This window comes from Streptomyces sp. NBC_01381, from assembly GCF_026340305.1.
Classification (GTDB): domain Bacteria; phylum Actinomycetota; class Actinomycetes; order Streptomycetales; family Streptomycetaceae; genus Streptomyces.
The window spans coordinates 314,089-338,015 of record NZ_JAPEPI010000002.1 but is presented as its reverse complement, the minus strand read 5'-3'; the positions used below and the strand labels follow the sequence as shown (position 1 = coordinate 338,015).

At 70.7% G+C, this 23,927-nt stretch carries 19 protein-coding genes and 1 pseudogene; 11 read left to right on the top strand and 9 right to left on the bottom strand.

The genetic code is table 11. The annotated features are described in order from the left end of the window. Positions 1-5 precede the first annotated feature (5 nt). The 3 genes and pseudogenes from OG453_RS23280 to OG453_RS23270 all read left to right on the top strand — a co-directional run bounded on the left by OG453_RS23280 (position 6) and on the right by OG453_RS23270 (position 2,291). On the top strand, positions 6-659 hold the full coding sequence (locus OG453_RS23280) for an urease accessory protein UreF (protein WP_266870378.1): 654 nt from the start codon (positions 6-8) through the stop codon (positions 657-659). A gap of 25 nt (positions 660-684) precedes the next feature. Then, positions 685-1,275: pseudogene (ureG, locus tag OG453_RS23275) on the top strand (urease accessory protein UreG); the annotation flags it as partial. A gap of 245 nt (positions 1,276-1,520) precedes the next feature. Beyond that, on the top strand, positions 1,521-2,291 hold the full coding sequence (locus tag OG453_RS23270; RefSeq protein ID WP_266870377.1) for an urease accessory protein UreD: 771 nt from the start codon (positions 1,521-1,523) through the stop codon (positions 2,289-2,291). 110 nt (positions 2,292-2,401) lie between these two features. On the opposite strand, the gene OG453_RS23265 is transcribed toward OG453_RS23270, so the two are convergent. The 4 genes from OG453_RS23265 to OG453_RS23250 form a co-directional block, all read right to left on the bottom strand. Beyond that, entirely contained in the window at positions 2,402-3,892 is a 1,491-nt protein-coding gene (locus OG453_RS23265; RefSeq protein WP_266870376.1) for a GntP family permease, read from the bottom strand. Positions 3,893-4,016: 124 nt separating this feature from the next. Beyond that, positions 4,017-4,427: a RidA family protein gene (locus OG453_RS23260; protein WP_055554813.1), complete on the bottom strand. Its 411-nt coding sequence runs from the start codon at positions 4,425-4,427 to the stop codon at positions 4,017-4,019. Positions 4,428-4,435: 8 nt separating this feature from the next. Then, positions 4,436-5,194 (bottom strand): IclR family transcriptional regulator, encoded by a 759-nt coding sequence (locus OG453_RS23255; protein ID WP_266870375.1) that lies wholly within the window; start codon positions 5,192-5,194, stop codon positions 4,436-4,438. Then, positions 5,191-6,294: a sugar kinase gene (locus OG453_RS23250; protein WP_266870374.1), complete on the bottom strand. Its 1,104-nt coding sequence runs from the start codon at positions 6,292-6,294 to the stop codon at positions 5,191-5,193. Before OG453_RS23250 ends, OG453_RS23255 begins: the two co-directional genes overlap by 4 nt. Positions 6,295-6,433: 139 nt before the next feature. Between OG453_RS23250 and OG453_RS23245 the strand changes: the two genes are divergently transcribed. After that, entirely contained in the window at positions 6,434-7,747 is a 1,314-nt protein-coding gene (locus OG453_RS23245; RefSeq protein ID WP_266870372.1) for an amino acid deaminase, read from the top strand. A 547-nt stretch (positions 7,748-8,294) separates the two neighbouring features. Further along, positions 8,295-9,908, top strand: a complete 1,614-nt coding sequence (locus OG453_RS23240; RefSeq protein WP_266870371.1) for an amidohydrolase family protein — start codon at positions 8,295-8,297, stop codon at positions 9,906-9,908. A gap of 6 nt (positions 9,909-9,914) precedes the next feature. On the opposite strand, the gene OG453_RS23235 is transcribed toward OG453_RS23240, so the two are convergent. The 3 genes from OG453_RS23235 to OG453_RS23225 form a co-directional block, all read right to left on the bottom strand. Further along, complete coding sequence (locus OG453_RS23235) at positions 9,915-10,787, bottom strand: trypsin-like peptidase domain-containing protein (RefSeq protein WP_266870370.1); 873 nt, start codon at positions 10,785-10,787, stop codon at positions 9,915-9,917. 203 nt (positions 10,788-10,990) lie between these two features. Beyond that, positions 10,991-11,821 carry a serine protease gene (locus tag OG453_RS23230; protein WP_266870369.1) on the bottom strand — a complete coding sequence of 277 codons (831 nt, stop codon included), beginning with the start codon at positions 11,819-11,821 and terminating at the stop codon, positions 10,991-10,993. Positions 11,822-11,954: 133 nt separating this feature from the next. After that, positions 11,955-13,862: a serine/threonine protein kinase gene (locus tag OG453_RS23225; protein WP_266870368.1), complete on the bottom strand. Its 1,908-nt coding sequence runs from the start codon at positions 13,860-13,862 to the stop codon at positions 11,955-11,957. 227 nt (positions 13,863-14,089) lie between these two features. Between OG453_RS23225 and OG453_RS23220 the strand changes: the two genes are divergently transcribed. Continuing rightward, the gene (locus OG453_RS23220) at positions 14,090-15,301 is read left to right on the top strand and encodes a pyridoxal phosphate-dependent aminotransferase (protein ID WP_266870366.1); all 1,212 of its coding nucleotides are present in this window, start codon (positions 14,090-14,092) and stop codon (positions 15,299-15,301) included. Between the two features lie 81 nt (positions 15,302-15,382). Continuing rightward, entirely contained in the window at positions 15,383-15,790 is a 408-nt protein-coding gene (locus OG453_RS23215; RefSeq protein WP_266870365.1) for a hypothetical protein, read from the top strand. Positions 15,791-15,937: 147 nt separating this feature from the next. Here the strand turns inward: OG453_RS23215 and OG453_RS23210 are convergent, their stop codons facing one another. Both OG453_RS23210 and OG453_RS23205 read right to left on the bottom strand, forming a co-directional pair. Continuing rightward, entirely contained in the window at positions 15,938-17,656 is a 1,719-nt protein-coding gene (locus OG453_RS23210) for an Ig-like domain repeat protein (protein WP_266870364.1), read from the bottom strand. A 218-nt stretch (positions 17,657-17,874) separates the two neighbouring features. Beyond that, positions 17,875-19,707, bottom strand: coding sequence for a phosphoenolpyruvate carboxykinase (GTP) (locus OG453_RS23205; protein ID WP_266870363.1), 1,833 nt, complete (start codon positions 19,705-19,707; stop codon positions 17,875-17,877). A gap of 309 nt (positions 19,708-20,016) precedes the next feature. On the opposite strand from OG453_RS23205, the gene OG453_RS23200 reads away from it, so the two are divergent. The 4 genes from OG453_RS23200 (at position 20,017) to OG453_RS23185 (ending at position 23,815) form a co-directional block, all read left to right on the top strand. After that, complete coding sequence (locus OG453_RS23200) at positions 20,017-20,730, top strand: hemolysin III family protein (RefSeq protein WP_266870362.1); 714 nt, start codon at positions 20,017-20,019, stop codon at positions 20,728-20,730. 94 nt (positions 20,731-20,824) lie between these two features. Then, positions 20,825-22,378 (top strand): MFS transporter, encoded by a 1,554-nt coding sequence (locus tag OG453_RS23195; RefSeq protein WP_266870361.1) that lies wholly within the window; start codon positions 20,825-20,827, stop codon positions 22,376-22,378. Beyond that, a complete protein-coding gene (locus tag OG453_RS23190; protein WP_266870360.1) occupies positions 22,375-23,046 on the top strand; it encodes a TetR/AcrR family transcriptional regulator in 672 nt (223 codons plus the stop codon). Before OG453_RS23195 ends, OG453_RS23190 begins: the two co-directional genes overlap by 4 nt. A 22-nt stretch (positions 23,047-23,068) precedes the next feature. Beyond that, complete coding sequence (locus OG453_RS23185; RefSeq protein WP_266870359.1) at positions 23,069-23,815, top strand: Mut7-C RNAse domain-containing protein; 747 nt, start codon at positions 23,069-23,071, stop codon at positions 23,813-23,815. Positions 23,816-23,927: the final 112 nt, after the last annotated feature.

Here is a 23,927-nt window from a genome sequence, read left to right as displayed (position 1 = left end):
GACCTGTGAGCACCTCTTCGCTCCTGCTCGCCCTGTTGGGCGACGCCCGGCTCCCGTCCGGTGGACACACGCAGTCCGCCGGTCTGGAGCCGGCCTTGCGGGCCGGTATGACATCTGTCGACGTTCCCGCCTACCTGCGCTCCCGCCTCCGCACGGTCACCCGTGTGGAGGCGGGATCCGCCGTCGTCGCACGTGCGGTGGCAGCGGGCGGCGGCGACCTCGCCGAGGTCGAGGCCGCCTGGGCCGCCCGGACCCCGAGCCAGGCGCTGAGGGCCAACGGGCGGCGCCTGGGGCGCGGGTATCTGCGCATCCTGCAGACGCTCTGGCCCGGCCCCGTCGACGCTCGCGCGCGCACTTGGTCGCGCCCGGTCGTGCTGGGCCTGCTCGCCCACCGCGCCGGGATGGACCCCGCCGACCTGGCCCGCCTGATCGGGTACGACGACGCCCAGACCGTGACGGCAGCCCTGCTCAAACTCGAGCCGCAAGACCCGCTGCTCATCACCGCGTGGGTGAACGACCTGCTGCCGGACATCGACGAGATGGCCGGTCAGGTCGCCCACCTGCATACCCCCGAACAGATCCCTGCCCACGGCGCCCCTCTCATCGAGCGCTGGGCCGAGACCCACGACACCACCACAGAAAGACTCTTCAGTGCCTGAGAACTCCACCGCCCCCACCCGCGCCATGCGCCTGGGCGTAGCCGGTCCCGTCGGCACCGGCAAGAGCTCGCTGATCGCGACGCTGTGCCAGGCCCTCTCCGGCGAGCTGCGCCTGGGTGTCATCACAAACGACATCTACACCGACGAGGACGCGCGCTTCCTCAAGAGCGCCGGGGTGCTGGACCCCGAGCGGATCCGCCCGGTGGAGACGGGCGCGTGCCCGCACACCGCGATCCGTGACGACGTGACCGCCAACCTGCTGGCGGCCGAGGACATGGAGGCCGACTTCGGCCCTCTTGACCTGGTCATCATCGAGTCCGGCGGCGACAACCTCACCGCGACATTCTCCCCGGCCCTGGTGGACGCCCAGCTGTTCGTCCTGGACGTCGCCGGCGGCGGTGACGTCGTACGCAAGGGCGGTCCCGGCATCGCCCGCGCCGACCTGCTCGTGATCAACAAGACCGACCTGGGCGAGTACGTGGGCGTGGACGTCGAGCGCATGGCGCGCGAGGGCCGCGAGGCCCGCGAAGGCGCCCCGGTGGTCGCGCTGTCCCGGCACGACGAGGCGTCCATCCGGATGCTGACCGGCTGGGTCCGCGAAACCCTCGCCCACTACGGCACCGGCGACCACACCCCCGTCGACCCCGGCCCCATGGCCCCGCACTTCCACGCCGGCCAGGACGGCGAGGGCGGCGAGGGCGGTCACACGCACACCCACGCCGACGGCACCGCCCACTCACACGACCAAGCTCCGGCGGCAGCCGGCCAGGGCACGTGACCGGCCCGACCCGCCTGAGCGTCACGCCCGGGGAGAGCCGCAGCCGCGTCCACCAGGCGACCGGGCACCTGACAGTACGGACCATGGACCAGGACGCCGACGGAGCCCGGGTGGGCCTGATCGCCACCCGGGCGCTGCTGCTGTCCGGTGACGACGTCCGCATCGAGGTGGTCGTCGCTCCCGGTGCCTGGCTCGACGTCGTGGAGACGACCGGCACGATCGCCTACGAAGGCCCTGCTCCGTCGTCCTGGACGATCGACGCCGACGTGGGCGACGGAGCTGTCCTGACCTGGGCAGGCATGCCGCTCGTGGTCTCGGACGAGATCGCCACCCACCGTGGCACGCACATCCGGCTGCACGGCACCGGCAAGGTGCTGATGCAGGAGAAGGTCGTGCTGGGGCGCGCCGGGCAGACGGGCGGGGACCTGACCACGTCCATGGACGCGAGCGACGACACCGGGCCGGTGCAGGTGGAATACCTGGACCTGGGACGGCAGTCCCGTCAGATGCCGGGCGTCTTCGGGAGCCTGCGTTCCATGGACACGGTCACCGCCCTGGGATGGACGCCCGAGCCGTCCGGTGAGCCGGACGCGGGCAGCACCGGGCCCGGGGAGACCTACTTTCCCTTGGACCGGTCCGGGGCCGTGCTGCGGTGGATGGGAATCGGCCGGTTCCGCGACAAGCTGTGCGATTCCACCTTCGCCGCCTGGCGCGAGGACGCCATGCGCGACTACCGGCGCCAACGCACTGCGCGGCGCCTGCGCCGCGCAGAGGAGCCCGGCCTCGGAGAAGGTGGTTGTGGCCCGGCCGCGGACACCACGGCATCCGCGGCCGGGCGAGGCATCCCTGCCTGACACTCCCGCCCCCCACCGCGCGGCCCGAGCCACACGAAGTGCAAGGCCTGACGCGGAAGACGAAGAGGGCACCCGGCAAGTCACCGGGCGCCCCCGTCATCGGAGAACCACTACACGAACAGACTCACCACGGCAGCCACCACGAAGCCCGCCACCGAAAGCACCGACTCCAGGACCGTCCACGTCTTCAGCGTGTCCCGCTCGCTGATGCCGAAGTACTTCGCCACCATCCAGAAGCCGCCGTCATTCACATGCGAGGCGAAGATCGAACCCGCCGAGATCGCCATGATGACCAGGGCGACGAAGGCCTGGGAGTGGTCGCCCTCGGCGAGGAGGGGGGCCACGATGCCGGCCGTCGTGACGATCGCGACCGTCGCCGAGCCCTGGGCCACGCGCAGGACCAGGGAGAGCAGGTAGGCGAGGACGATGATCGGCAGGCCGACGTCCTGGAAGGTGTCCGAGAGGGCCGCGGCCACGCCGCTCGCCTTGAGGACCGCGCCGAAGATGCCGCCGGCGCCGACCACCAGGAGGATGTTGCCGACCGGCTTGAGCGATGAAGTCGACACCGTTTCAAGGGACTTGCGGGACCAGCCGCGCCGGATGCCCAGCAGGTAGTACGCCATCAGCAGGGCGATCGTCAGGGCCACGAACGGGCTGCCGAAGAACTCGATCACCGAGCGGAAGGTCGACGGGTCGAACGCGATCGAGGAGAACGTCGCCAGGAGGATCAGGAGCAGCGGCGTACCGATGATCGCGAAGACCGTGCTCAGCGGCACCGGCTTCTCGCGCGGCTCGACGCCCGCGGCGCGCTGCTCGGCAATGACCGCGGCCTTCGCCTCGTCGGCGGCCTCGACCATGTCCTGCGGGACGGGCACGAAGATGCGCTTGCCGACCCAGGCGGAGAAGACCCAGGCGGCGAGTACGGCCGGGATGCCGCAGACGATGCCCATCAGGATGACCCAGCCGAGGTCCACGTGGAGCAGACCGGCCGCCGCCACCGGGCCCGGGTGCGGGGGCAGGAAGGCGTGGGTCATCGACAGACCCGCGAGGAGGGGGAGGCAGTAGAGCAGGATCGACTTGCCGCTGCGCTTGGCCGCCGCGTAGACGATGGGGGCCAGGACGAAGATGCCCACGTCGAAGAAGACCGGGACGCCGAAGATCAGGCCCGTCAGGCCCATGGCCAGGGGCGCTCGCTTCTCGCCGAACATGCCGAGCAGCCGGGAGGCCAACACCTCGGCGCCGCCCGACACTTCGAGGATCGCGCCGAGCATCGTGCCGAGGCCGATGATGATCGCCACATGGCCGAGGATGCCGCCCATGCCCGACTCGATGACCGAGACGGCGTCGGACTTCTGGACGGTGCCGAAGAGTTCGGTGACGGAGAGGCCGGCCGAGAGGCCGACGACTATGGAGACCGCGAGCAGCGCCACGAAGGGCTGCAGCCTGATCTTGATGATCAGGAAGAGCAGAAGGACGATGCCGAGCGCGGCGACGGTCAGCAGGCCGGCCGTGCCGTCGATCAGGGTGAGGATTCCGCCGGTGTGGGGTGGTGGGTCGGCCGGGGCGGCGGCCGCGAGCGCGGTGAAGGGGGACGGGGACATCGTTGACCTCGTAAGTGCATGGGGCTTTCGGGGCAGGGGGGATCGCGGCACGGCGCCCGTGGACTTGTCGGGCGCCGCGCCGTGATGACGAACGGCTTACCGGTGGGGGGTTGGTGACGCGGCGTCAGCTGAGGACGGCGAGCGCGTCGATCTCGATGAGCAGGCCCTTGGGCAGGCCCACGTAGACGGTGGTGCGGGCCGAGGCGGGGGCCTTGAGGCCCTGCTCCTCGAAGTAGGAGTTGTAGATCTCGTTCATCTCGGCGAAGTGGTCCACGTCCGTGAGGTAGACGCGCATCATCATCACGTCGTCCCAGGTCGCGCCGCCCTCCTCGAGGATCGCCTTGACGTTGGCGAACGTCTGGAGGGTCTGCTCGCGCAGGGTCGGGCCCGCGGGGGTGGGGGCCTTGCCCTCCTCGGCCGGAAGGAAGCCGACCTGACCGGCGACCTGAAGGATGTTGCCCTTCTTCACGCCGTGGGAGAACTTCGCGGGCGGAGTGGTGTGGGTGGCCGGGGTGAGTGCGATCTTCTCGGTCATGGTGTGGATCAGGCTTCCTTGAGGGGTGACTTTCCGGAGTACTCCCGGCTGATGGCGTCCGCCGTACGGCGCACCAGCGGGAGCAGCGTGAGGAGTTCCTCGGCGGTGACGACGACGTTCGGCGCAGAGACCGACATGGCGGCGACGACCCGGCCGTCCGCACCGCGGATGGGGGCCCCGATGCAGTTGATGGACTCCTCGTGGCCACCGAGGTCGGTGGCCCAGCCCTGTTCGCGTACGGCGCTGAGCTCCTTGAGGAACGCGGCGGCGTTGGGCGTCGAACGGGACGTGTACGTGGGGTAGTCGAGCTTCTCCGCGATGGCGCGGCGCTCGGCTTCGGGGAAGTCGGCGATCAGGAGCTTGGCCACGGCGGCGACCGTGATGGCCACCGGCTTTCCGATGCGCGAGTACATCCGCACCGGGTAGCGGCTCTCGACCTTGTCGATGTAGAGGACTTCCTGCTCCTCGTAGACCGCGAGATGGACCGTGTGGCCGCACTTCTCGTTGAGCGCGAGGAGGTGGGGGTGGGCGATCTCGCGTACGTCGAGGTTCTCGACGGCCTCCTGGGCGAGCGCGAAGAGGCGGGCGCCCAGGCGGTAGCGCTGGTCGGACTGGCGGTAGACCAGGCCGTGCTCGTGGAGCGTGCGGAGCAGCCGCAGCGCGGTGGACTTGTGCACGTCGAGGCGTTCGGCGACCTGGCCGAGGTCGGCGGGGCCTTCGGCGAGCAGCGGCAGGATGGACAGGGCGCGGTCGACGGTCTGGCTCATGGCGTAAGTACCTCCTGCGCGGCCTCGTCGTCGGCTGCCGTCCAGCCGGGGCCGAGGTGCAGTCTCCCCCAGGCGGTGGCGTCGAGGGCGGCGAGACGGTCGGCGTGGTCACGGGACGGTGGTGCGGCGAGGTCGCCGGGGACGGTGAGGGCGGCGGCGGCCATGAGGTGGCCGTGGCGCAGCCGCTGCCCGATGGGGAGCCCCCGCAACGTGGCGGAGAGGAACCCGGCGGCGAAGGCGTCCCCGGCCCCGACGGCCGCGACGACATCGACACGCGGCGCCGGCTCCTCGTACCGGGTGCCGTTGCCGCCGAACGCGACGGCGCCGTCGGCTCCCCGCTTGACGACGAGGAGCTGCGGCTCGGGCAGGGCGGCGCGGATCGCGTCGGGGCCGCCGGTGATGCCCCAGGCGTCGGCGGCCTCGTCCTCGCCGACGAAGACGAGGTCGGCCGCGCGCGCGAGGTCGAGCAGGACGCGGGGGTCCGCGCCCTGGCCGCCGGCCCACAGGCCCGGCCGGTAGTTGACGTCGAAGGAGATGCCGTCCGCCCCCGTGGCGGATGGGGTCTCCCCTGCTCGAGCGGAGCCGAGAGCTTGGGGAATGGTGAGCGCGCGCAGCAGGTCCAGGCAGTCCGCGGAGAGCGCGGCGGTGATGCCGGACAGGTGCAGGAGGGATCCGGAGCGCAGTGCGGCCTGGTCCATGTTGGCCGTGGACATCGCGGAGGCGGCGGATCCCGCGCGGTAGTAGAGGACCTCGTGGGCGTCGGTCTCGCGGTCGTCGGCGGTGCGGAAGTAGATGCCGGTGGGGCGGTGCGGGTCGCGCCCGACGGCGGACGTGTCGACGCCATAGCGGGCGATCGCCTCGACGAGATGGTCGCCGAAGCCGTCGGCGCCGACCCGGCTGACCCAGCGGGTGCGGTGGCCCGCGGCTGCGAGCGCGCACACGACGTTGGACTCGGCGCCGCCGATTCCGCGATCGAAGGAGGGGACGTCGGCGAGGCGGCCGGCGCGGGTGGGCAGGAAGGTGACCATGGACTCGCCGAGCGCCACCACATCGACGGCACCGGTGCCGTCCGCGTAGCCCAGTTCTCCGTGTGCGGTCACTTTCGTCCCCACTCCTTGCTGCTCCTGATCGGCTTTCCGGATCCGTTGACCCGGCGTTGGCTCGGATGTTAGACAGCAGTAATCGACATACGCAATGACCGTTGCATACCGTGCAACACATCTTTTCGAGGAGGCGCACATGGCCGCCGACAACGCCGACACTGCCGTCGGAAGGGCTTCCCGTCTGGCTCAGGAGCTGGCTCGGCTCGTGGAAGAGCGGGTCGATCACCGCTTCAAGGCGCTGCCGCCGGACGCGGACGGCCTGACGGTCGGCGAGCTCGCGGCCCAGCGCCGCAACCTCTTCACGGGCGGCTTCACCACGCCCGTCCTCGCGCTCTCCGCCGAGCGCCTCGAGCACAACCTCGCGCTGATGGAGACGTACTCGGAGCGGCACGGCCTCGCCTTCGCCCCGCACGGCAAGACGTCCATGGCGCCGCAGCTCTTCGCCCGGCAGCTGGAGCGCGGCGCGTGGGGCATCACGCTCGCCGTCCCGCACCAGGTGCGGGTCGCGCGCGCCTTCGGCATCGAGCGGATCTTCCTCGCCAATGAGCTGGTGGACGCGGCGGCACTGCGCTGGCTCGCGGCGGAACTGGACTCCGACCCCTCCTTCCGCTTCATCTGTTACGTCGATTCCGTACCCGGTGTCGCTTTGATGGACGCCGCGCTGCGCGAGGCGGGCGCGACGCGTCCCGTCGACGTCGTGGTGGAGCTCGCCGCGGGCGACGGGGCGCGGACCGGTGTGCGGACCGAGGCCGAGTGCTTCGACATCGCCAACGCCGTCGCGAGCGCGGACACGCTGCGGCTTGTGGGTGTCGCCGGGTACGAGGGCGAGGTGCCGGACGCCACGCCGGAGCGCGTGCACGCGTGGCTGCGCAGGCTCACGTCCCTCGCGGTCGAGCTCGACAAGGCGAACCGGTTCGCCGATCTCGACGAGGTCGTCGTCAGCGCGGGCGGCAGCGCGTGGTTCGACGCGGTGGCGGACGTGTTCGCCGAGATCCCCGAACTGTCGGTGCCGGTCCTCAAGCTGCTGCGCTCGGGTGCGTACGTCTCGCACGACGACGGTCACTACCGCCACCTGACGCCGTTCAACCGCGTCCCGCAGGAGGGTGCGCTGGAGCCCGCCTTCCGGCTGTGGGCGCAGGTGGTCTCCCGGCCCACGCCGGAGCAGGCGTTCGCCAACGCGGGCAAGCGGGACGCGGCGTACGACCTGGACCTGCCCGAGGCGCAGGTCGTCCGCCGGGACGGCGCGGACCGCCCCGCGACCGGGGTCACGATCACGGGCCTCTCCGATCAGCACGCGTGGATCCGGACGACTCCGGAGGGGGAACTCTCGGTGGGCGACTGGATCGGCATGGGCCTGTCGCACCCGTGCACTTCGTTCGACAAGTGGCAGCTGATCCCTCTGGTCGAGGCGGACGGAACGGTCACGGACTACATCCGCACCTATTTCTGACCTGGGGGTCTGGGGGCACCCCTTGACCTGAGGGTCTGGGGGGGGCACCCCTAAACCGCCGCTCCGCGGCGGATGTCTCCCACCCACCCACCCGATCACCCTGCAGTCCCCAACTCCCCGCAGGGCTCTCCCACCCACCCACCCGATTACCCCGCAGGGTCATGGGCGGGTGGGTGGGGGAATCCCGCGCCGGAGGCGCGGGCACGACGCCGGAGGCGCGGGCACGGCGGCGGAGGCGCGGGCACGGCGGCGGAAGCGACGCCACGACGGCGGAAGCGACGCCGCAACGGCGGGGAGCCGCCGACGATACGGAACCCCCGACGGCGGAGGCGACGCCACGACGGCGCGGAGCCGCCGACGATACGGAACCCCCGACGGCGGAGGCGACGCCACGGCGGCGGGGAGCCGCCGACGATGCGGAACCCCCACGAGGGCCACCCGCACCCGCAGAACGACCCGCACGGGTGGTGCGGGTGGGAACGACAACCCGGCCGGAGGCCGGGTGCACCACACACAACCCGCGCCCACGCGAGAGAGAGGCACCCCCATGGACCTGGTCATCCAGGACGCCCGCGTCATCGACGGCACCGGAGGTGCCTCCTACCGAGCCGACGTCGGCGTACACGAGGGCAGGATCACCACGATCCACCGGGAGGGGGAGACCGGCCCCCGCCCCTCGGGGGCCGAGACACTGGACGCCCAAGGCCTAGCGCTAGCGCCCGGCTTCATCGACATGCACGCCCACAGCGACCTCGCCCTCCTCCGCGACCCCGAGCACACCGCGAAGGCCGCCCAGGGCGTCACCCTCGAAGTCATCGGCCAGGACGGGCTGAGTTACGCCCCGGTCGACGACCGCACCCTCGCCCAGGTCCGCCAGGCCATCACCGGCTGGAACGGCGACGGCAGCGACATCGACTTCGACTGGCGCACGGTCGGCGAGTACCTGGACCGCCTGGACCGCTCCCACGGCGGCCACGGCATCGCGGTGAACGCCGCCTACCTCATCCCGCAGGGCACCGTCCGCATGTACGCCCTCGGCTGGGACGACCGCCCCGCCACCCCCGCCGAGCTCGACCGCATGAAGCAGCTCGTGGCGGAAGGGATGCAGGAAGGGGCCGTCGGCATGTCGTCGGGCCTGACCTACACCCCCGGCATGTACGCGGACGACTCCGAGCTCACCGAACTCTGCAAGGTGGTGGCCCAGTTCAACGGCTACTACTGCCCGCACCACCGCAGCTACGGCGCCGGCGCCCTCCAGGCGTACGAGGAGATGGTGAACCTCACGCGCACCGCGCACTGCCCCCTCCACCTGGCCCACGCGACCATGAACTTCGGCGTGAACAAGGGCAAGGCACCGGACCTGCTCGCGCTGCTCGACGACGCACTCGCCGCCGGCGCCGACATCACGCTCGACACCTACCCCTACACCCCCGGCTGCACAACTCTCGTGGCCATGCTGCCCAGTTGGGCCAGCGAAGGCGGGCCCGACTCCATCCTCGCCCGCCTCCAGGACGACGAGACCGCCGAGAAGATCCGCCACCACATGGAGGTCATCGGCGCCGACGGCTGTCACGGCGTACCCATCGAGTGGGACACCATCGAGATCTCGGGAGTCAGCGACCCCGGGCTCGCCTCCTGCGTGGGCAAGACCATCGCCCAGTCCGCCGCCCAGCGCGGCGAGGAGCCCTGGGTCACCGCCCGCCGTCTGCTCATCAACGACAAGCTGGGCTCGACGATCCTCCAGCACGTGGGCCACGAGGAGAACGTCCAGGCGATCATGCGCCACCGGGTGCACACCGGCGGCAGCGACGGCATTCTGCAGGGCTTCAAGCCGCACCCGCGCGCGTACGGCACCTTCCCGCAGTATCTCGGGCGCTACGCACGGGAGTTGGGCGTGATGTCCCTGGAGGAGACGGTCGCCCACCTCACCTCGCGCCCGGCCGCACGCCTCCGCCTCGCCGACCGCGGCGTCGTCCGCGAGGGCTACCGCGCCGACCTGGTCCTCTTCGACCCGGAGACGGTCGCGGCGGGGTCCACCTTCGAGGCTCCCCGCACGCTCCCGACCGGCATCCCGCACGTCCTGATCGACGGCAGGTTCGTGATGCGGGACGGGCGGCGCACGGACGTCCTCGCTGGACGGTCCGTGCGCCGCACGCCCTGACCGGCGTCAGCGACCGGCAGCCGGCCGCGGCAGCTTGCAGCCCGGCCGGTTCAGGTCGATCTTGCTGTCGTGGGTCACGCACGGCACGATGCCGTACGTCTGCTGGGCGTAGTTGATGCCCTCGCGGACCGTGACCTTGCCGTTGCGGTCGACCTCACAGGGGTTGTCGAGGGTGCAGCGTTCGCCGTTCTCGTTGCCCGTGTTGTTGACCGCCGTGACCTTGCCAGTCTTGTGGTCGATCACGGGTGAGCCCGAAGTGCCGCCGATGGTCTGGCACTCGGGGGTGTAGCGGACCGAGTCCTTCCAGGTCCACTCGCCCTCCTTGAGGCGGTAGACGAAGCCGTCGATCTTGCAGGTGTACGTCTGCTTCCAGTAGCCGGAGACGACGGTGATCGCCCGGCCCTTGACCGGGTGGTCGTCCTCGATCTCCAGCGCCTTGATGCCGTACTTCTTCGTGATCTCGCCGTAGGTGGCGGTGAGTTGGTACAGCGAGATGTCGGTGTCCGTCATCGTCGCGTACGAGATCTTGCTCGCCTTGAGCGTCGCCTTCTCGGCGCCCTTCGCGTCGAGGAGCTTGAAGGTGCGGGTGGACGGCTGGTCGACGATCACCTCGCCGGCCGCCGGGAAGCCGGTCTCCAGACAGTGGCCGTTGGACAGGACGAGCGCCGGGTCGTCCGCCTTGGACTGCGGCATGCGGACCACCGATCCTGAGCAGTTGCTCAGTGCCACCGTTCCGGCGAAGTCGACGCCCTTCGCGGCGAGTTGACCGGCCGACGACGCCCCCTCCGCGGATGCCCCGTCCGGGGCCGCGACCGCCGGTGCGGTGCCGAATCCCACGAGGGTGAGGGCGAGCAGTCCGCCCGCGAGAGCCTTCTTCATCTGTGGAGCCCCCCTGTACGTAGACGTGAACGCAGACGTGAACGTGACGTACACCCATGCCGTGCTCTGGTGTCATGGGCAGCGTCATTCTTCGGGGGGCCGCGCGCACGGACAAGAGGTGCGAGCCCTTGCGTTACGCCCGCGGGGCGGTACGGATCACCCGCTCATCCGTACCGCCCCGCGGCCTGGCTCGACTCACGTCACTACTTGGGCAGTTCGCAGCCCTCGCGGCTCAGGTCGATCTTGTTGCCGGGGGCCACGCACGGCACGATGGTGTAGGTCTGCTGGGCGTAGTTGATGCCCTTGCGGACCGTGACCTTGCCGTTCTCGTCGACCTCGCACGGGTTGTTGTCCGTGCACTCCTGGCCGTCCTCGTTGCCGGTGTTGTTGACGGCGACGACCTTGCCGGTCTCGTCGTCGATCACCGGCGAGCCCGAGGTCCCGCCGATCGTCTGGCACTCGGGGGTGTAGCGGACCGAGTCCTTCCAGGTCCACTTCCCCTCCTTCAGCTGGTAGGCGAAGCCGTCGATGCTGCACTTGTACAGCTTCTTCCAGTAGCCGGACGCGACGGTGATCTTCCGCCCCTGCTCCGGACGCGCCGCGTTCAGCTCGAGCGCCTTGATCCCGTACTTGCTCTCGATGTCGCTGTAGGTGCTGGTCAGTTCGTAGAGCGAGACGTCCGTGTCGGTCATCGTCCCGTACGCGACCTTGCTCGCCTTGACGGTCCCGGCGTCGCCGCCGCTCGCGTCGAGGAGGGTGAAGCTGCGCGACGACGGCTGGTCGACGACGACCTCACCGGGCGCCGGGAAGCCGCTCTCCAGGCAGTGGCCGTTGGACAGGATGAGCGCCGGGTCTTCCGGCTTCGAGTCGGGTACGCGCACGACGGAGCCGGAACAGTTGCTCAGCGCCACCGTCCCTGCGAAGTCGACCGCCTTGGGCTTGGCGGGGCGTTCGCTGCTGACAGCCGCCGCGGGCGCCGCCGTTGCTCCGAGGAAGAGCACGGCGAAGCACGCACCGACGAGAGGCTTGTTCATGTGGGGGGTCCCCTCTGATGACTGATGACCATGTGACCGAAGTTGCTTCGGCTTTGTCATGCGCATTGTTGGGGTCCCCGGCCTCGAGGACAAGACCACAAACGGACACAACTCACCGCTGACAGAACACTTTTCAGCAGCGGGTCGAAGGGCCCACCTGTCCGATGAAGTTGTCGTTCGACATCCAGCCCGATGTGCTCGTGCCCGCCACCTGGACGTAAGTCCAGTCGTGGCCATGGGCGTTGACGACCGAGCAGTGGAAGTTGAGCCGCGTGTCGCTCTGGATCGGGGTGACGGAGGAGCAGGTCTGATAGGGGCCGGTCACGAGGTGGTAATCGCCGGCCAGGTAGGCGTACGTTCCCGGATTCGGGTTCCGGTGGCTCCAGCCGCTGCAACTCTTCGACACCGAGCTGGGCTCGGCGGTGGGGGACGCGGGCGGCCGCGGCTCCGTGTCATCGCCGCCGTCGGCGTCGCCGGTGGGTCCCGCCGACGAGCCCGCCTCGCCGCCGCCCTTGCCGTCCTCGCCGCCCTTCCCGGTCTCGCTCGGCCGCTCCGACGGCGTGCGGGACGGCTTGCCCTGCGGGTCCGCCGACGACGAAGGGCTCGGCTTCCGCTTTCCGCCGCCCATGCTGCCGCGGCTCGGCGCGTCGCTGCCCTCGGTCGCACCGGGGCGGCTCGGCGCCGACTGCGCCTCGTCCGTCTTCCCGCCCTCGTCCTTGCCGACCAGGACGTACGTGATGCCGCCTCCGGCGAGTACGACGGCGGCCGCCACCGCCGCGATGACCGCCCTGCTCCGGTTCCGGCGCTGCGCCCGCCCCGCGGCGCGCCCGCCGGGCTGCGGAAGAGTGCTCGCCAGGCCGCCGGGCGCCGAATGGCCGGCCTGGGGTCCGCCTGGTGCCGGATGGCCGACCTGGAGCCCGCCGGGTGCCGGATGGCCGACCTGAGGCCCGCCGGGGGCCGGGTGCCCGGCCTGCAGCGCGCCCGGTGCCAGATGGCCGGCCTGCGGCCCGCCCGGTGCCAGATGGCCGACCTGCGGCCCGCCCGGTGCCGGATGGCCGGCCTGGGGCTGCTGCGGGAACGGTGCGGCGGGCGCACCGAAACCGGCTCCCGGGGGCGGCGGCTGAACCGCGCCGGGCGCACCGCCGGCAGCGGACGCCGGCGGCCCGAAGCTCACCGTGCTCCCCGCCGCCACCCGCTCCAGCATCTCCCGCGCCTGAGCCGCGGCGGGCCTGCTCTCCGGGTCCTTCGCCATCAGCGCCCGCAGCACCGGCGTCAGCACCCCCGCCCGCTGCGGCTCCGGCAGCGGCTCGGTCACGATCGCGGCGAGGGTGGACCACACCGACGTACGACGGAAGGGTGATGTCCCCTCGACCGCCGCGTACAGCGTCATGCCGAGCGACCAGATGTCCGACGCGGGGCCCGGCTCCCTGCCCTGCGCGCGCTCGGGCGGCAGGAAGTCGAGCGAGCCGACGAGCTGGCCGCTGCGGGTCAGCTTGTCCAGGGCGCCGCTGTCGAAGTCGCCTGCCTCCATGCTGGCTATGCCGAAGTCGGTGAGGACGACGCGGCCGCCCCGTTCGAGCAGGACGTTGCCGGGCTTGACGTCCCGGTGCAGTACGCCGGCCTGGTGCGCGGCGTCGAGCGCGTCCATCAGCTTGGCGCCGATCGCGGCGGCCTCGTGCGGCTCAATGGCGCCGCGCTCGGCGAGCACGTCGTCGAGGGACTGCCCGTCGACCAGCTCCATGACGATGACCGGAAGGCCGTCCTGCTCGGTCACGTCGTGCACCGTGACCACCCCGCTGTGCCGGATCCGGGCGGCGGCCTGCGCCTCCCGCTGCATCCGGACCCGCAGATCGGCCAGATCGCCCGCGGACGCGTCGGTGAAGGCCCGCAGGATCTTGACCGCGACCTCCCGGTTGAGCAGCTGGTCCACCGCTCGGGCGACCACGCCCATGCCGCCGCGTCCGATCGTGGAGGTGACCCGGTACCGCCCTCCGAGCACCTTCCCGACCAGCTCTCCGCCGTTCGATTCCCCCGCCGTCACCGCTCGCCCCGTTCCGTAACCGGTCGTCAACTCCCTTGCCTGGAAAGGAGTCTGGAAGGGACAAGGGTAGAGGTACGAGCACACCGCGTGAGCCGTACACCAAAGGTCCGCCCGTGACCCCGTCCCGGCCGCCACGCCGGAGGTCCCGGGCCCTGCGGAGCCCCCCGACGCCCGACGTGTCCTAAAACACGGAGCGGGTCCCGTCACGCGGCCGTAAGCTCGCGGACATGCAGGTCATCCAGTCGACGAAGCTCTCCAACGTCTGTTACGAGATCCGGGGCCCGGTGCTCGAGGAGGCGATGCGGCTGGAGGCGGCAGGCCACCGCATCCTCAAGCTCAACACCGGCAACCCCGCCGCCTTCGGTTTCGAGTGCCCGCCCGAGATCCTGGAGGACGTCCTCCGCAATGTGGGCTCGGCGCACGGCTACGGCGACGCGAAGGGGCTCCTGGCGGCCCGCCGCGCGGTCGTCATGCACAACCAGACCCTGGGCATCGAGACCGACGTCGAGCACGTCTTCATCGGCAACGGCGTCTCCGAGCTGATCGTCATGGCCATGCAGAGCCTGCTCGACGACGGCGACGAGGTCCTCGTACCGTCGCCGGACTATCCGCTGTGGACGGCGGCGGTCTCCCTGTCCGGCGGCACGGCCGTGCACTACCGCTGCGACGAGCAGGCGGACTGGATGCCGGACCTCGCCGACATCGAGCGCAAGGTGACCGACCGCACCAAGGCGATCGTGATCATCAACCCGAACAATCCGACGGGCGCCGTATACAGCGAGGACATGCTGCGCGGCCTCACCGACATCGCGCGCCGCCACAATCTCCTGGTCTGCTCGGACGAGATCTACGACAAGATCCTCTACGACGGCGCGACGCACACCCCGACCGCCGCCATCGCCCCCGACCTGCTCACGCTCACCTTCAACGGCATGTCGAAGGCGTACCGCGTGGCCGGCTACCGCGTGGGCTGGATGGCGATCTCGGGCCCGAAGGCGCACGCCTCCTCGTACATCGAGGGTCTGACGATCCTCGCCAATATGCGCCTGTGCGCGAACATGCCGGGCCAGCACGGCGTGGTCGCGGCGCTGAGCGGGCGGCAGACGATCGACGATCTCGTCCTGCCGGGCGGCCGGCTCCTGGAGCAGCGGGACGCCGCGTACGACCTGCTGACGCAGATCCCGGGCGTGAGCTGTGTGAAGCCGAAGGGGTCGCTCTATCTCTTCCCGCGGCTCGACCCGAAGGTCTTCAAGATCAAGGACGACCGCCAGATGGTCCTCGACCTGCTCCGGGAGGAGAAGATCATGGTCGTCCACGGCACCGGCTTCAACTGGCCGGAGCCTGATCATTTCCGCATCGTGACGCTGCCGACGGCCACGGATCTGACCGAGGCGATGAACCGGATCGGCAACTTCCTGGACGGCTACAGCCAACCGTAGCCAGCAGAAGACGACCCGACTCAACTTTAGACAGAATCTAAGCTAGGATGGTCTTCAAGCTACCCGCCTGGAGGCCATCCCATGTACGAGCCGATCCGCACCAAGTCGGTCCACGCCATGGCCGACCCCGGCGATTTCCCGCACCGCTCCCGCGAGGAGGAGCTGGACATCCAGCTCGCCGGGCACCTGGCGGCGCTCCTCGCCGTCACGGACGAGCTGCGTGCGCTTGCTCCGTCGGCCGAACTGGACGCGGCTGCCGATGAGTTGACCCATGAGGTCACTCGGCTACGGGGGCTTGCGCCGGTCCGCTCCGCTGTGGTGAGCGCGATCCATGAGCCCCACCTTGGTGCGCTGCATCAGCGCGCGCATGCCCTTGCGGGGCGTGCGCTGGTCGTGGCCGCGTCTCGTGCCGATACGGCCGCGGCGATTCTTGCGGCCCACCGTATGGATGCTCATGAGGGTGCTGCCCGGCTGGTTGGCGCCCACTGAGTAGCCGCTGGTGCTGCATGCGCGACTGCGGGTGCCTTGTGGCTGGGCGCGCAGTTCCCCGCACCCCTGCGGGGCGCCCCCGCACGGCCCATAAACGGCCCCGGTCCGAAGGCCCCGAGGCCTTCGGACCGGGAGCCATCTCAGCGGCTAGCTGATCACTCGGACCGTGGCCTCGGCCGATGATCCGTTGTGCAGGGCGTCGCCTTCGTAGCTCACCGCGTACACCGTCCTGCCGCGCTTGCTCGGCAGGTCCTTGATGCGGAACGTGCCGTCCGCGGCGACCGGCGCCGACGTCAGCTCGCCCGTCGTGCCGAAGCGGTCCGTGCGGGTCACCTTCAGGCTGATCCCGGACGGCAGCGCGCGCCCCTGCCCGGTCAGCTTGCCGGTGATCTCGACGCCGCCCGCGCGGGTCGCCTCGGCGGGCGCCGTCAGCGCGATCGACGTCGGGGCCTTGGCCACGTCCACCGTGAGCGTGACGTCCTCGGCCGGGCGGTGCGTGACGTCGCCGAGGAACCGCAGCGTGTACGTCGACTCACCCACCCGGTCCGGCACGTCCAGGACGGTGAAGCTGCCGTCGGCCGCGACCTTGGCGGCCGCCACCTCCTGCGTTCCGTCGGCGTCCTTGCGGACCGCGGTGACCTTCACGGGCTCCGCGGGTGCGGGCCCGTCAAGCTCCAACTTGCCCCGGATACCGAGCGGTTCGCCCACGACGGCCTGCGTGGGCGTGGTGGTGAGCGCGCCCGTGAAGCCTGAGTCGTACTGCGCCGCGGGCGGCTGGATGACGTGCAGCCAGTGGTTGCCGCCGCCGTCCGATGCCACCGCGAAGAGCCGCGAGCCGTCCCTGGACCAGCCAAGGCCCTGCGGCACGATCCGCGAGCCGTCGAGCGCCCCCTCGAAGGCGAACTCGAGCGGCGCGGTGCCGTCCGCCGGGTCGGCGGGCTGGATCAGGAGATCGGCCGTGCTGCCCGCGGCGACCGCGCCCCGCGCCACGTATTTGCCGTCGCCGCTGAACGCCACCGCCGAAGCCTTCGCGCCGTCCGGCAGCGGCTGGTAGCCGGCCGGGGCGTCCGTCAGGTCGCCGGCGTCGAGCAGCCGGGTGCCGTACGCGGCGTCGGCGACGGCGATCCGCTTGCCGTCGGCGCTCTGCGCGATGTCCTTCAGGTCCAGCGCGCCCTTGCCTTCGGCGTCCGCGAAGCGCCGCGACGGGCCCCGCACCAGGGTCTCGCCGCTCGCGTCGAACGTGGTGAGGAACGGATTGGCCCCCTCCCCCGCCGCCTGCCCCATCACGAGCCGGTCAGGCGCCTCGGGCCCCGCCTCAAGACGCAGCCGCCCGGCGGCGCTCCAGCCGGTGTTGACCGCGGAGGGGTTGCTCACGTTGCCGACCCCGTACAGCGTCGAGCTGCTGCCGGACTCGTCGCAGTACGAATCGCTGTACGGCGTCTCCGTGAACCACGCCTTTCCGCCCGCCACGGCCATCTCCCGGCCGCAGGCGACGTCGTACGGCGCGTAGGTGGCGCCGCTCCTGGTCTGCGTCGCGGTGTCGAACGTCAGCATGCGGTTGGTCGTCGACACGTGCAGCGTCGCGCTGTCCGCGCTGAGCGTCATGCCGGACGCGGGCTGGTCGGTGGCGAGCGAACCCACCTTCTGGCCCTGGAAGTTGTAGACATGGACCTGGCTCGCGCCGCTGCCCTTGCGGCCGTCGGTGACGTACACGCGCTCGTGCGCGGAGTCGACCACCATCGCCCCGAACGACGTGATGGGCAGCTTCGCCGCCTCGTCCGACGGAGTGACGGCGTACGCGGCGGGCGTCCCGACGGCGACCAGGCCCGCCGAGCCGAGCGCCACCGCGAGGGCGATGCCGGTCATCCGTCTCAGTCGCTGAGATTTCTTCAACTTGGCCCCCCACAGGCTCTTTTGACGGTCCGTATCGATCGACGGGCCGCCTTGTGGGGACATTGAAACATGTGGGGTCTATGTGAAGGCTGCGTACGCAAAATGTGTCTGCGCATGTATGCGGCAGGGGTACGAACGCGGAAGGGCCCCGCACGCCGTTGTGCGGGGCCCTTCCGGAAATGGGGCGGGTATCAGCCGAGGCGGCGCACCAGCTCGCGGTACTCGTCCCACAGCTCCTTGGGCGTGTGGTCGCCGAAGGTGTTGAGGTGCTCGGGGACCAGTGCGGCCTCCTCGCGCCAGACCTCCTTGTCGACCGTGAGCAGGAACTCCAGGTCGGAGGCGGCGAGTTCGAGGCCCTCGGTGTCCAGCGAGTCGACCGTCGGCAGGATGCCGATGGGGGTCTCGACGCCCTCGGCCCTGCCGTCGAGGCGGTCCACGATCCACTTCAGGACGCGGGAGTTCTCACCGAAGCCGGGCCACACGAACTTGCCGTCGGCGTTCTTGCGGAACCAGTTCACGTAGTAGATCTTGGGCAGCTTCGCCTGGTCCTTGTCCGCGCCGACCTTGACCCAGTGGGCCATGTAGTCGCCCATGTTGTAGCCGCAGAACGGCAGCATGGCGAACGGGTCGCGACGCAGCTCGCCGACCTTGCCCTCGGCGGCGGCGGTCTTCTCGGACGCCACGTTCGCGCCGAGGAAGACACCGTGCTGCCAGTTGAAGGACTCGGTCACCAGCGGCACGGCGCTCGCGCGGCGGCCGCCGAAGAGGATCGCCGAGATCGGCACGCCCTTGGGGTCCTCCCACTCGGGCGCGATGATCGGGCACTGCGAGGCGGGGGTGGTGAAGCGCGCGTTCGGGTGCGCGGCGGGGACGCCGGACTCAGGAGTCCAGTCGTTGCCCTTCCAGTCGGTGAGGTGAGCCGGGGTCTCCTCGGTCATCCCCTCCCACCAGACGTCGCCGTCATCGGTCAGCGCGACGTTCGTGAAGACCGAGTTGCCCCACAGCGTCTTCATGGCGTTGGCGTTGGTGTGCTCGCCGGTGCCGGGCGCGACGCCGAAGAAGCCGGCCTCGGGGTTGATCGCGTACAGACGGCCGTCCTCGCCGAAGCGCATCCAGGCGATGTCGTCGCCGATGGTCTCGACGGTCCAGCCGCGGACGGTCGGCTCCAGCATGGCGAGGTTCGTCTTGCCGCAGGCGGAGGGGAAGGCGGCCGCGACGTACTTGCTCTCGCCCTGCGGGGGCGTGAGCTTCAGGATCAGCATGTGCTCGGCCAGCCAGCCCTCGTCGCGCGCCATGACGGAGGCGATGCGCAGGGCGTAGCACTTCTTGCCGAGCAGGGCGTTGCCGCCGTAGCCCGAGCCGTACGACCAGATCTCGCGGTCCTCGGGGAAGTGCGAGATGTACTTGGTGGAGTTGCAGGGCCAGGGCACGTCGGCCTCGCCGTCGGCCAGCGGGGCGCCGAGCGTGTGGACGGCCTTCACGAAGAAGCCGTCGGAGCCGAGCTCGTCCAGGACCGGCTGGCCCATGCGGGTCATGGTGCGCATGGAGACGGCGACGTACGCGGAGTCGGTGATCTCGACGCCGATCGCGGACAGCGGCGAGCCGACCGGGCCCATGCAGAAGGGCACGACGTACATGGTGCGGCCGCGCATGGAGCCGCGGAAGACACCCTTCTCCCCCGCGAAGATCTCCCGCATCTCGGCGGGGTCCTTCCAGTGGTTGGTCGGGCCCGCGTCCTCTTCCTTCTCGGAGCAGATGAAGGTGCGGTCCTCGACGCGCGCGACGTCGGTCGGGTCGGAAGCCGCGTAGTACGAGTTCGGGCGCTTGATCGGGTCGAGCTTCTTGAACGTGCCCTTGGCGACGAGCTCCTCGCACAGACGCTCGTACTCGGCCTCGGAGCCGTCGCACCAGACCACACGGTCCGGCTGCGTCAGCTCGGCGATCTCGTTCACCCAGGAGACGAGCTCCTGGTGGTTGGTGGGAACGGTGTCCACGGAAAGGGGAGCCGCGATGTCGCGCGCCACGATTGCTCCTATATGAGGGGTTTTAGGTTTGTTGCCCCGTGGGGGCTGCGACCCGGACGCTTCACGTGTTGATCCCTCTGGCGCTCATCCGGTGCCGACCGCACTCATTTGATCATCCGACGCTTCCGCGCATATGTCCAGAGTGCCTCACACCTGAGCGGCGTGAGCATCGCCACTCACAGGACAGGGCTTCCGCGCGCGGATCCGTCCCTTGTACGCTCGGGTATCGCCGTGACCATCGCCACTTGTGGACATCGGGCCCGCCCCGGTTGATGTGTAACTTACGGTTGCGTAGGTACGATGCCCGTCATGACCGCACCCGTCCCCGACGCGATCACGAACTCCCCGGCCACAAGCCCCGATTCGTCCGCGCCCACCCAGCCGCTCCCGGCGAAGCCGAAGATGCGCGGCTGGCTGCACGCCGGCATGTTCCCCGCAGTGGTCGTCGCCGGCCTGGTGCTCACCGCCCTGGCGGACTCCACCCGCGGCCGGATCGCCTGCGGCATCTTCGCCCTGACCGCCTGCCTGCTCTTCGGAGTGAGCGCGCTCTACCACCGGGGCAACTGGGGCCCGCGTGCGGACGGCATCCTGCGCAGGCTCGACCACTCCAACATCTTCCTGATCATCGCGGGCACGTACACACCGCTGACGATGCTGCTGCTCCCCGAGGCGAAGGGGCAGTGGCTGCTCTGGGGCATCTGGGGCGCGGCCGTCGCGGGCATCGCCTTCCGGGTGTTCTGGGTCGGCGCCCCGCGCTGGCTCTACACGCCGTGCTACATCGCGATGGGCTGGGCCGCGGTCTTCTTCCTGCCGGACTTCATGCGCACGGGCGGCATCGCCGTGCTCGTCCTGGTGATCGTCGGCGGGCTGCTCTACAGCGCGGGCGGCGTCATCTACGGCATCAAGCGCCCCAACCCCTCGCCCCGCTTCTTCGGCTTCCACGAGGTCTTCCACTCGCTGACGCTGGCCGCGTTCGCGGTGCACTACGTCGGCATCTCGCTGGTGGCGTACCAGCACGGATAGCCCTCACCCCCTCCCCCTTCATGGCCGCGGCTTTCGAGCCGCGGCCATTCGCATGTCTTGACGGTGACCTCCTTTTGGGAGTTACTCTCATTTCATGGCCACTGTCACTATCAAGCCTGCCGCGGACCGGCAGGACCCCCGCCGTTGGTGGGCGCTTGCCGCCCTGGTCGCGAGCATGCTGGTGCTCGGCTTCGACATGACGATCCTCAATGTCGCGCTGCCGACGATGGCCGGTCAGCTCGGCGCGAGCACCGGCGAGCAGCAGTGGATGGCGGATGCGTACGTCGTCGTCTTCGCCGCCCTGATGCTTCCGGCCGGGTTGCTCGGCGACCGCTTCGGCCGCCGCCGCATGCTGATCACCGGCCTTGGGATCTTCCTGGCGGGCTCCCTCATCGGCACCCTCGCCGACGACGTCTCCCTCGTCGTCGTTGCCCGCGCAGTCATGGGCGTGGGCGGCGCGCTCGTCATGCCGCTCGCCCTGGCCGTGCTGCCCGCGCTCTTCGCTCCCGGCGAGCGGACCAAGGCCATCGGCATCGTCTCGGCCGCCTCCGCGCTCGGCGCGCCGCTCGGCCCGATCGTCGGCGGCTGGCTGCTCGACCACTTCTGGTGGGGCTCGATCTTCCTGATCAACATCCCGATGGTGGCCATCGGGATCACCGCCTGCGCCTTCCTGCTCCCCGAGACCACCGACCCGGCCTCCCCCAAGGTGGACGTCGTGTCGACCGCCCTCACCGCGGCCGGTCTCGGCGCGCTGATCTACGGGATCATCGAGGCGCCGGTCCGCGGCTGGGGCGACCCGCTGGTGCTCGGAATGCTGGGCGGCGCGGCGCTGCTGCTCGCCGCACTGGTCCTGCGGGAGCGGCGCCTGAGCCGGCCGATGCTGGACATGTCCCTGCTCGGCAACCGCGGCTTCCTCCTCAACACCATCGCGGCGACGCTCGTCATGTTCGTCCTGTCCGGCCTGATGTTCGTCCTCCCGCCGTATCTGCAGGCGGTGCTCGGCCACGACGCGTTCGGCACCGGGCTTCGGATGCTGCCGCTGATGGGCGGCCTGCTGGTCGCCGCGCGAGGCGCCGAACCCGTCGTACGCCGCTTCGGGCCGCGGGCGGTGATCAGCGGCGGGCTCGTCGTCCTGGCGTTCGCGGCGATGCTCGGCAGCCGTACGACGGTCGACTCCGGCTACGGCTTCACCGCGCTGTGGCTGTCCGTCGCCGGGGTCGGCTTCGGCTTCGCCGTCGTACCGGCCATGGATTCGGCGCTCGGTGCGCTGCCGGTCGAGCGCGCGGGCTCGGGCACCGGGCTCCTGATGACCGTGCGGCAGGTCGGCGGCGCGATCGGCATCGCGCTGCTCGGTTCGCTGCTGTCCGGTGTGTACGTCGACAGGATCGACACCGGGTCGCTGCCGGCGGGGGCGGCGGACACCGCGGGCGATTCGGTGGTGGCCGCCCACGCGATCGCCGACCGGCTCGGGCTGCCGGGGCTCGTCGAATCCGCCGACTCCGCGTACGTGACCGGAATGGGCATCGTCCTCTGGGTCAGCGGCGTGGCAGCCCTGGTGACGGCGCTCCTGGTGGCCGCGCTGCTGCGGACCCCGGAGCCTGCCGATGCCGCCGACATGGCCCCGCGGCCCGCGGATGCCCGACAATGAACGTCATGACGGCCGTACGCACCACCGCTTCGCAACACGCCGCCCAGCTGGGGCTTCGCGAGCGGAAGAAGCTCAAGACCCGCATCGCGATCCGTGAGGCGACGTACCGGCTGATCCGCGAGCAGGGGTACGAGGCGACGACGGTCGAGCAGATCGCGGACGCGGCGGAGGTCTCCCCCTCCACGGTCTTCCGCTACTTCCCCACCAAGGAGGACATCGTCCTCACCGACGAGTACGACCCGCTCCTGGAGGACGAACTGCGGGCCCGCCCCGCCGACGAGCCGATCGCGGAGTCGCTGCGGCATGTGCTGCGCAAGGCGGTCGGTCTCGGCTTTGCGGAGGAGCCGGAGGTGTCGCGGCTTCGCACCCGCCTGATGATCGAAGTCCCCGCGGTACGTTCCCGGATGCTGGAGAGCATGTCGGTCACCGGCCGCATGCTGTGCCGGGTGATCGCGGATCGGACCGGGCGCGACGCGGACGATCTTGAGGTGCGGGTCTTCTCCATGGGCCTGATCGGGGCGCTGACGGAGGCGACGGCGTACTGGGCGGAGCACGACCACCGCGACGACCTGGGTCAACTGGTGGACCGCACGCTGGACATGCTGTCGTACGGCTTCGCCGCGTCTGACGCCGCGTCGGGCGGTGGAAAATCCCCCGAGGCGGACTGACCCGCCGTGCCATCCTGACCTCATGAACGGTCCGGAGATCCTTATCGACTTCGCCCCTGAACTGGGGATGTTCGTCCCGCACGAGCGAAGGAACGGCCCCAGCAAGGCCGTTACCGACGGCGCGTCCACGCTCGGGCACGTCGTCGAGTCGCTCGGCGTCCCGCTGACGGAGGTGGGCGCGCTGGTGGTCGACGGTGCGGAGGTCCCCGCCTCGCACATCCCCGCGGCGGGCGAGACGGTCTCGGTCCGCACCGTCCCGCGCCCCCAGCCCGTCCCCGGGGCCCCGCTGCGCTTCCTCCTCGACGTCCATCTCGGCACGCTGGCGCGGCGGTTGCGGCTGCTCGGCGTCGACGCGGCGTACGAGAGCACGGACATCGGCGATCCGGCGCTTGCGGCGCGCTCGGCCGCCGAGCGCCGCGTCCTGCTGAGCCGCGACCGGGGCCTGCTGCGCCGCCGCGAGCTGTGGGCAGGGGCGTACGTCTACAGCGACGGTCCGGACGAACAACTCCGCGACGTCCTGGGCCGGTTCGCCCCCGCGCTGCACCCGTGGACGCGGTGCACGGCCTGCAATGGCTCGCTGCGGGCGGCGTCGAAGGAGGAGGTCGCGGATCTCCTGGAGGGTGGTACGCGGGGGACGTACGACGTCTTCGCCCAGTGCGTGGAGTGCGACCGGGTGTACTGGCGGGGCGCCCACCACGACCGCCTGGAGCGGATCGTGGCGGGGGCGCTGGCGGAGTTCGCCCCCGGCGGTCAGGCGGACGCGAACTAGACCGCCGCTTCGCGGCGAATCTTTCCCGCCCACCCACCCGATCACCCGGCAGTTGCCCGCCCGCCCTGCCTGTGGTCTTCATGCCCGGCCGCAGGCAATTCAGCCCGTCCGG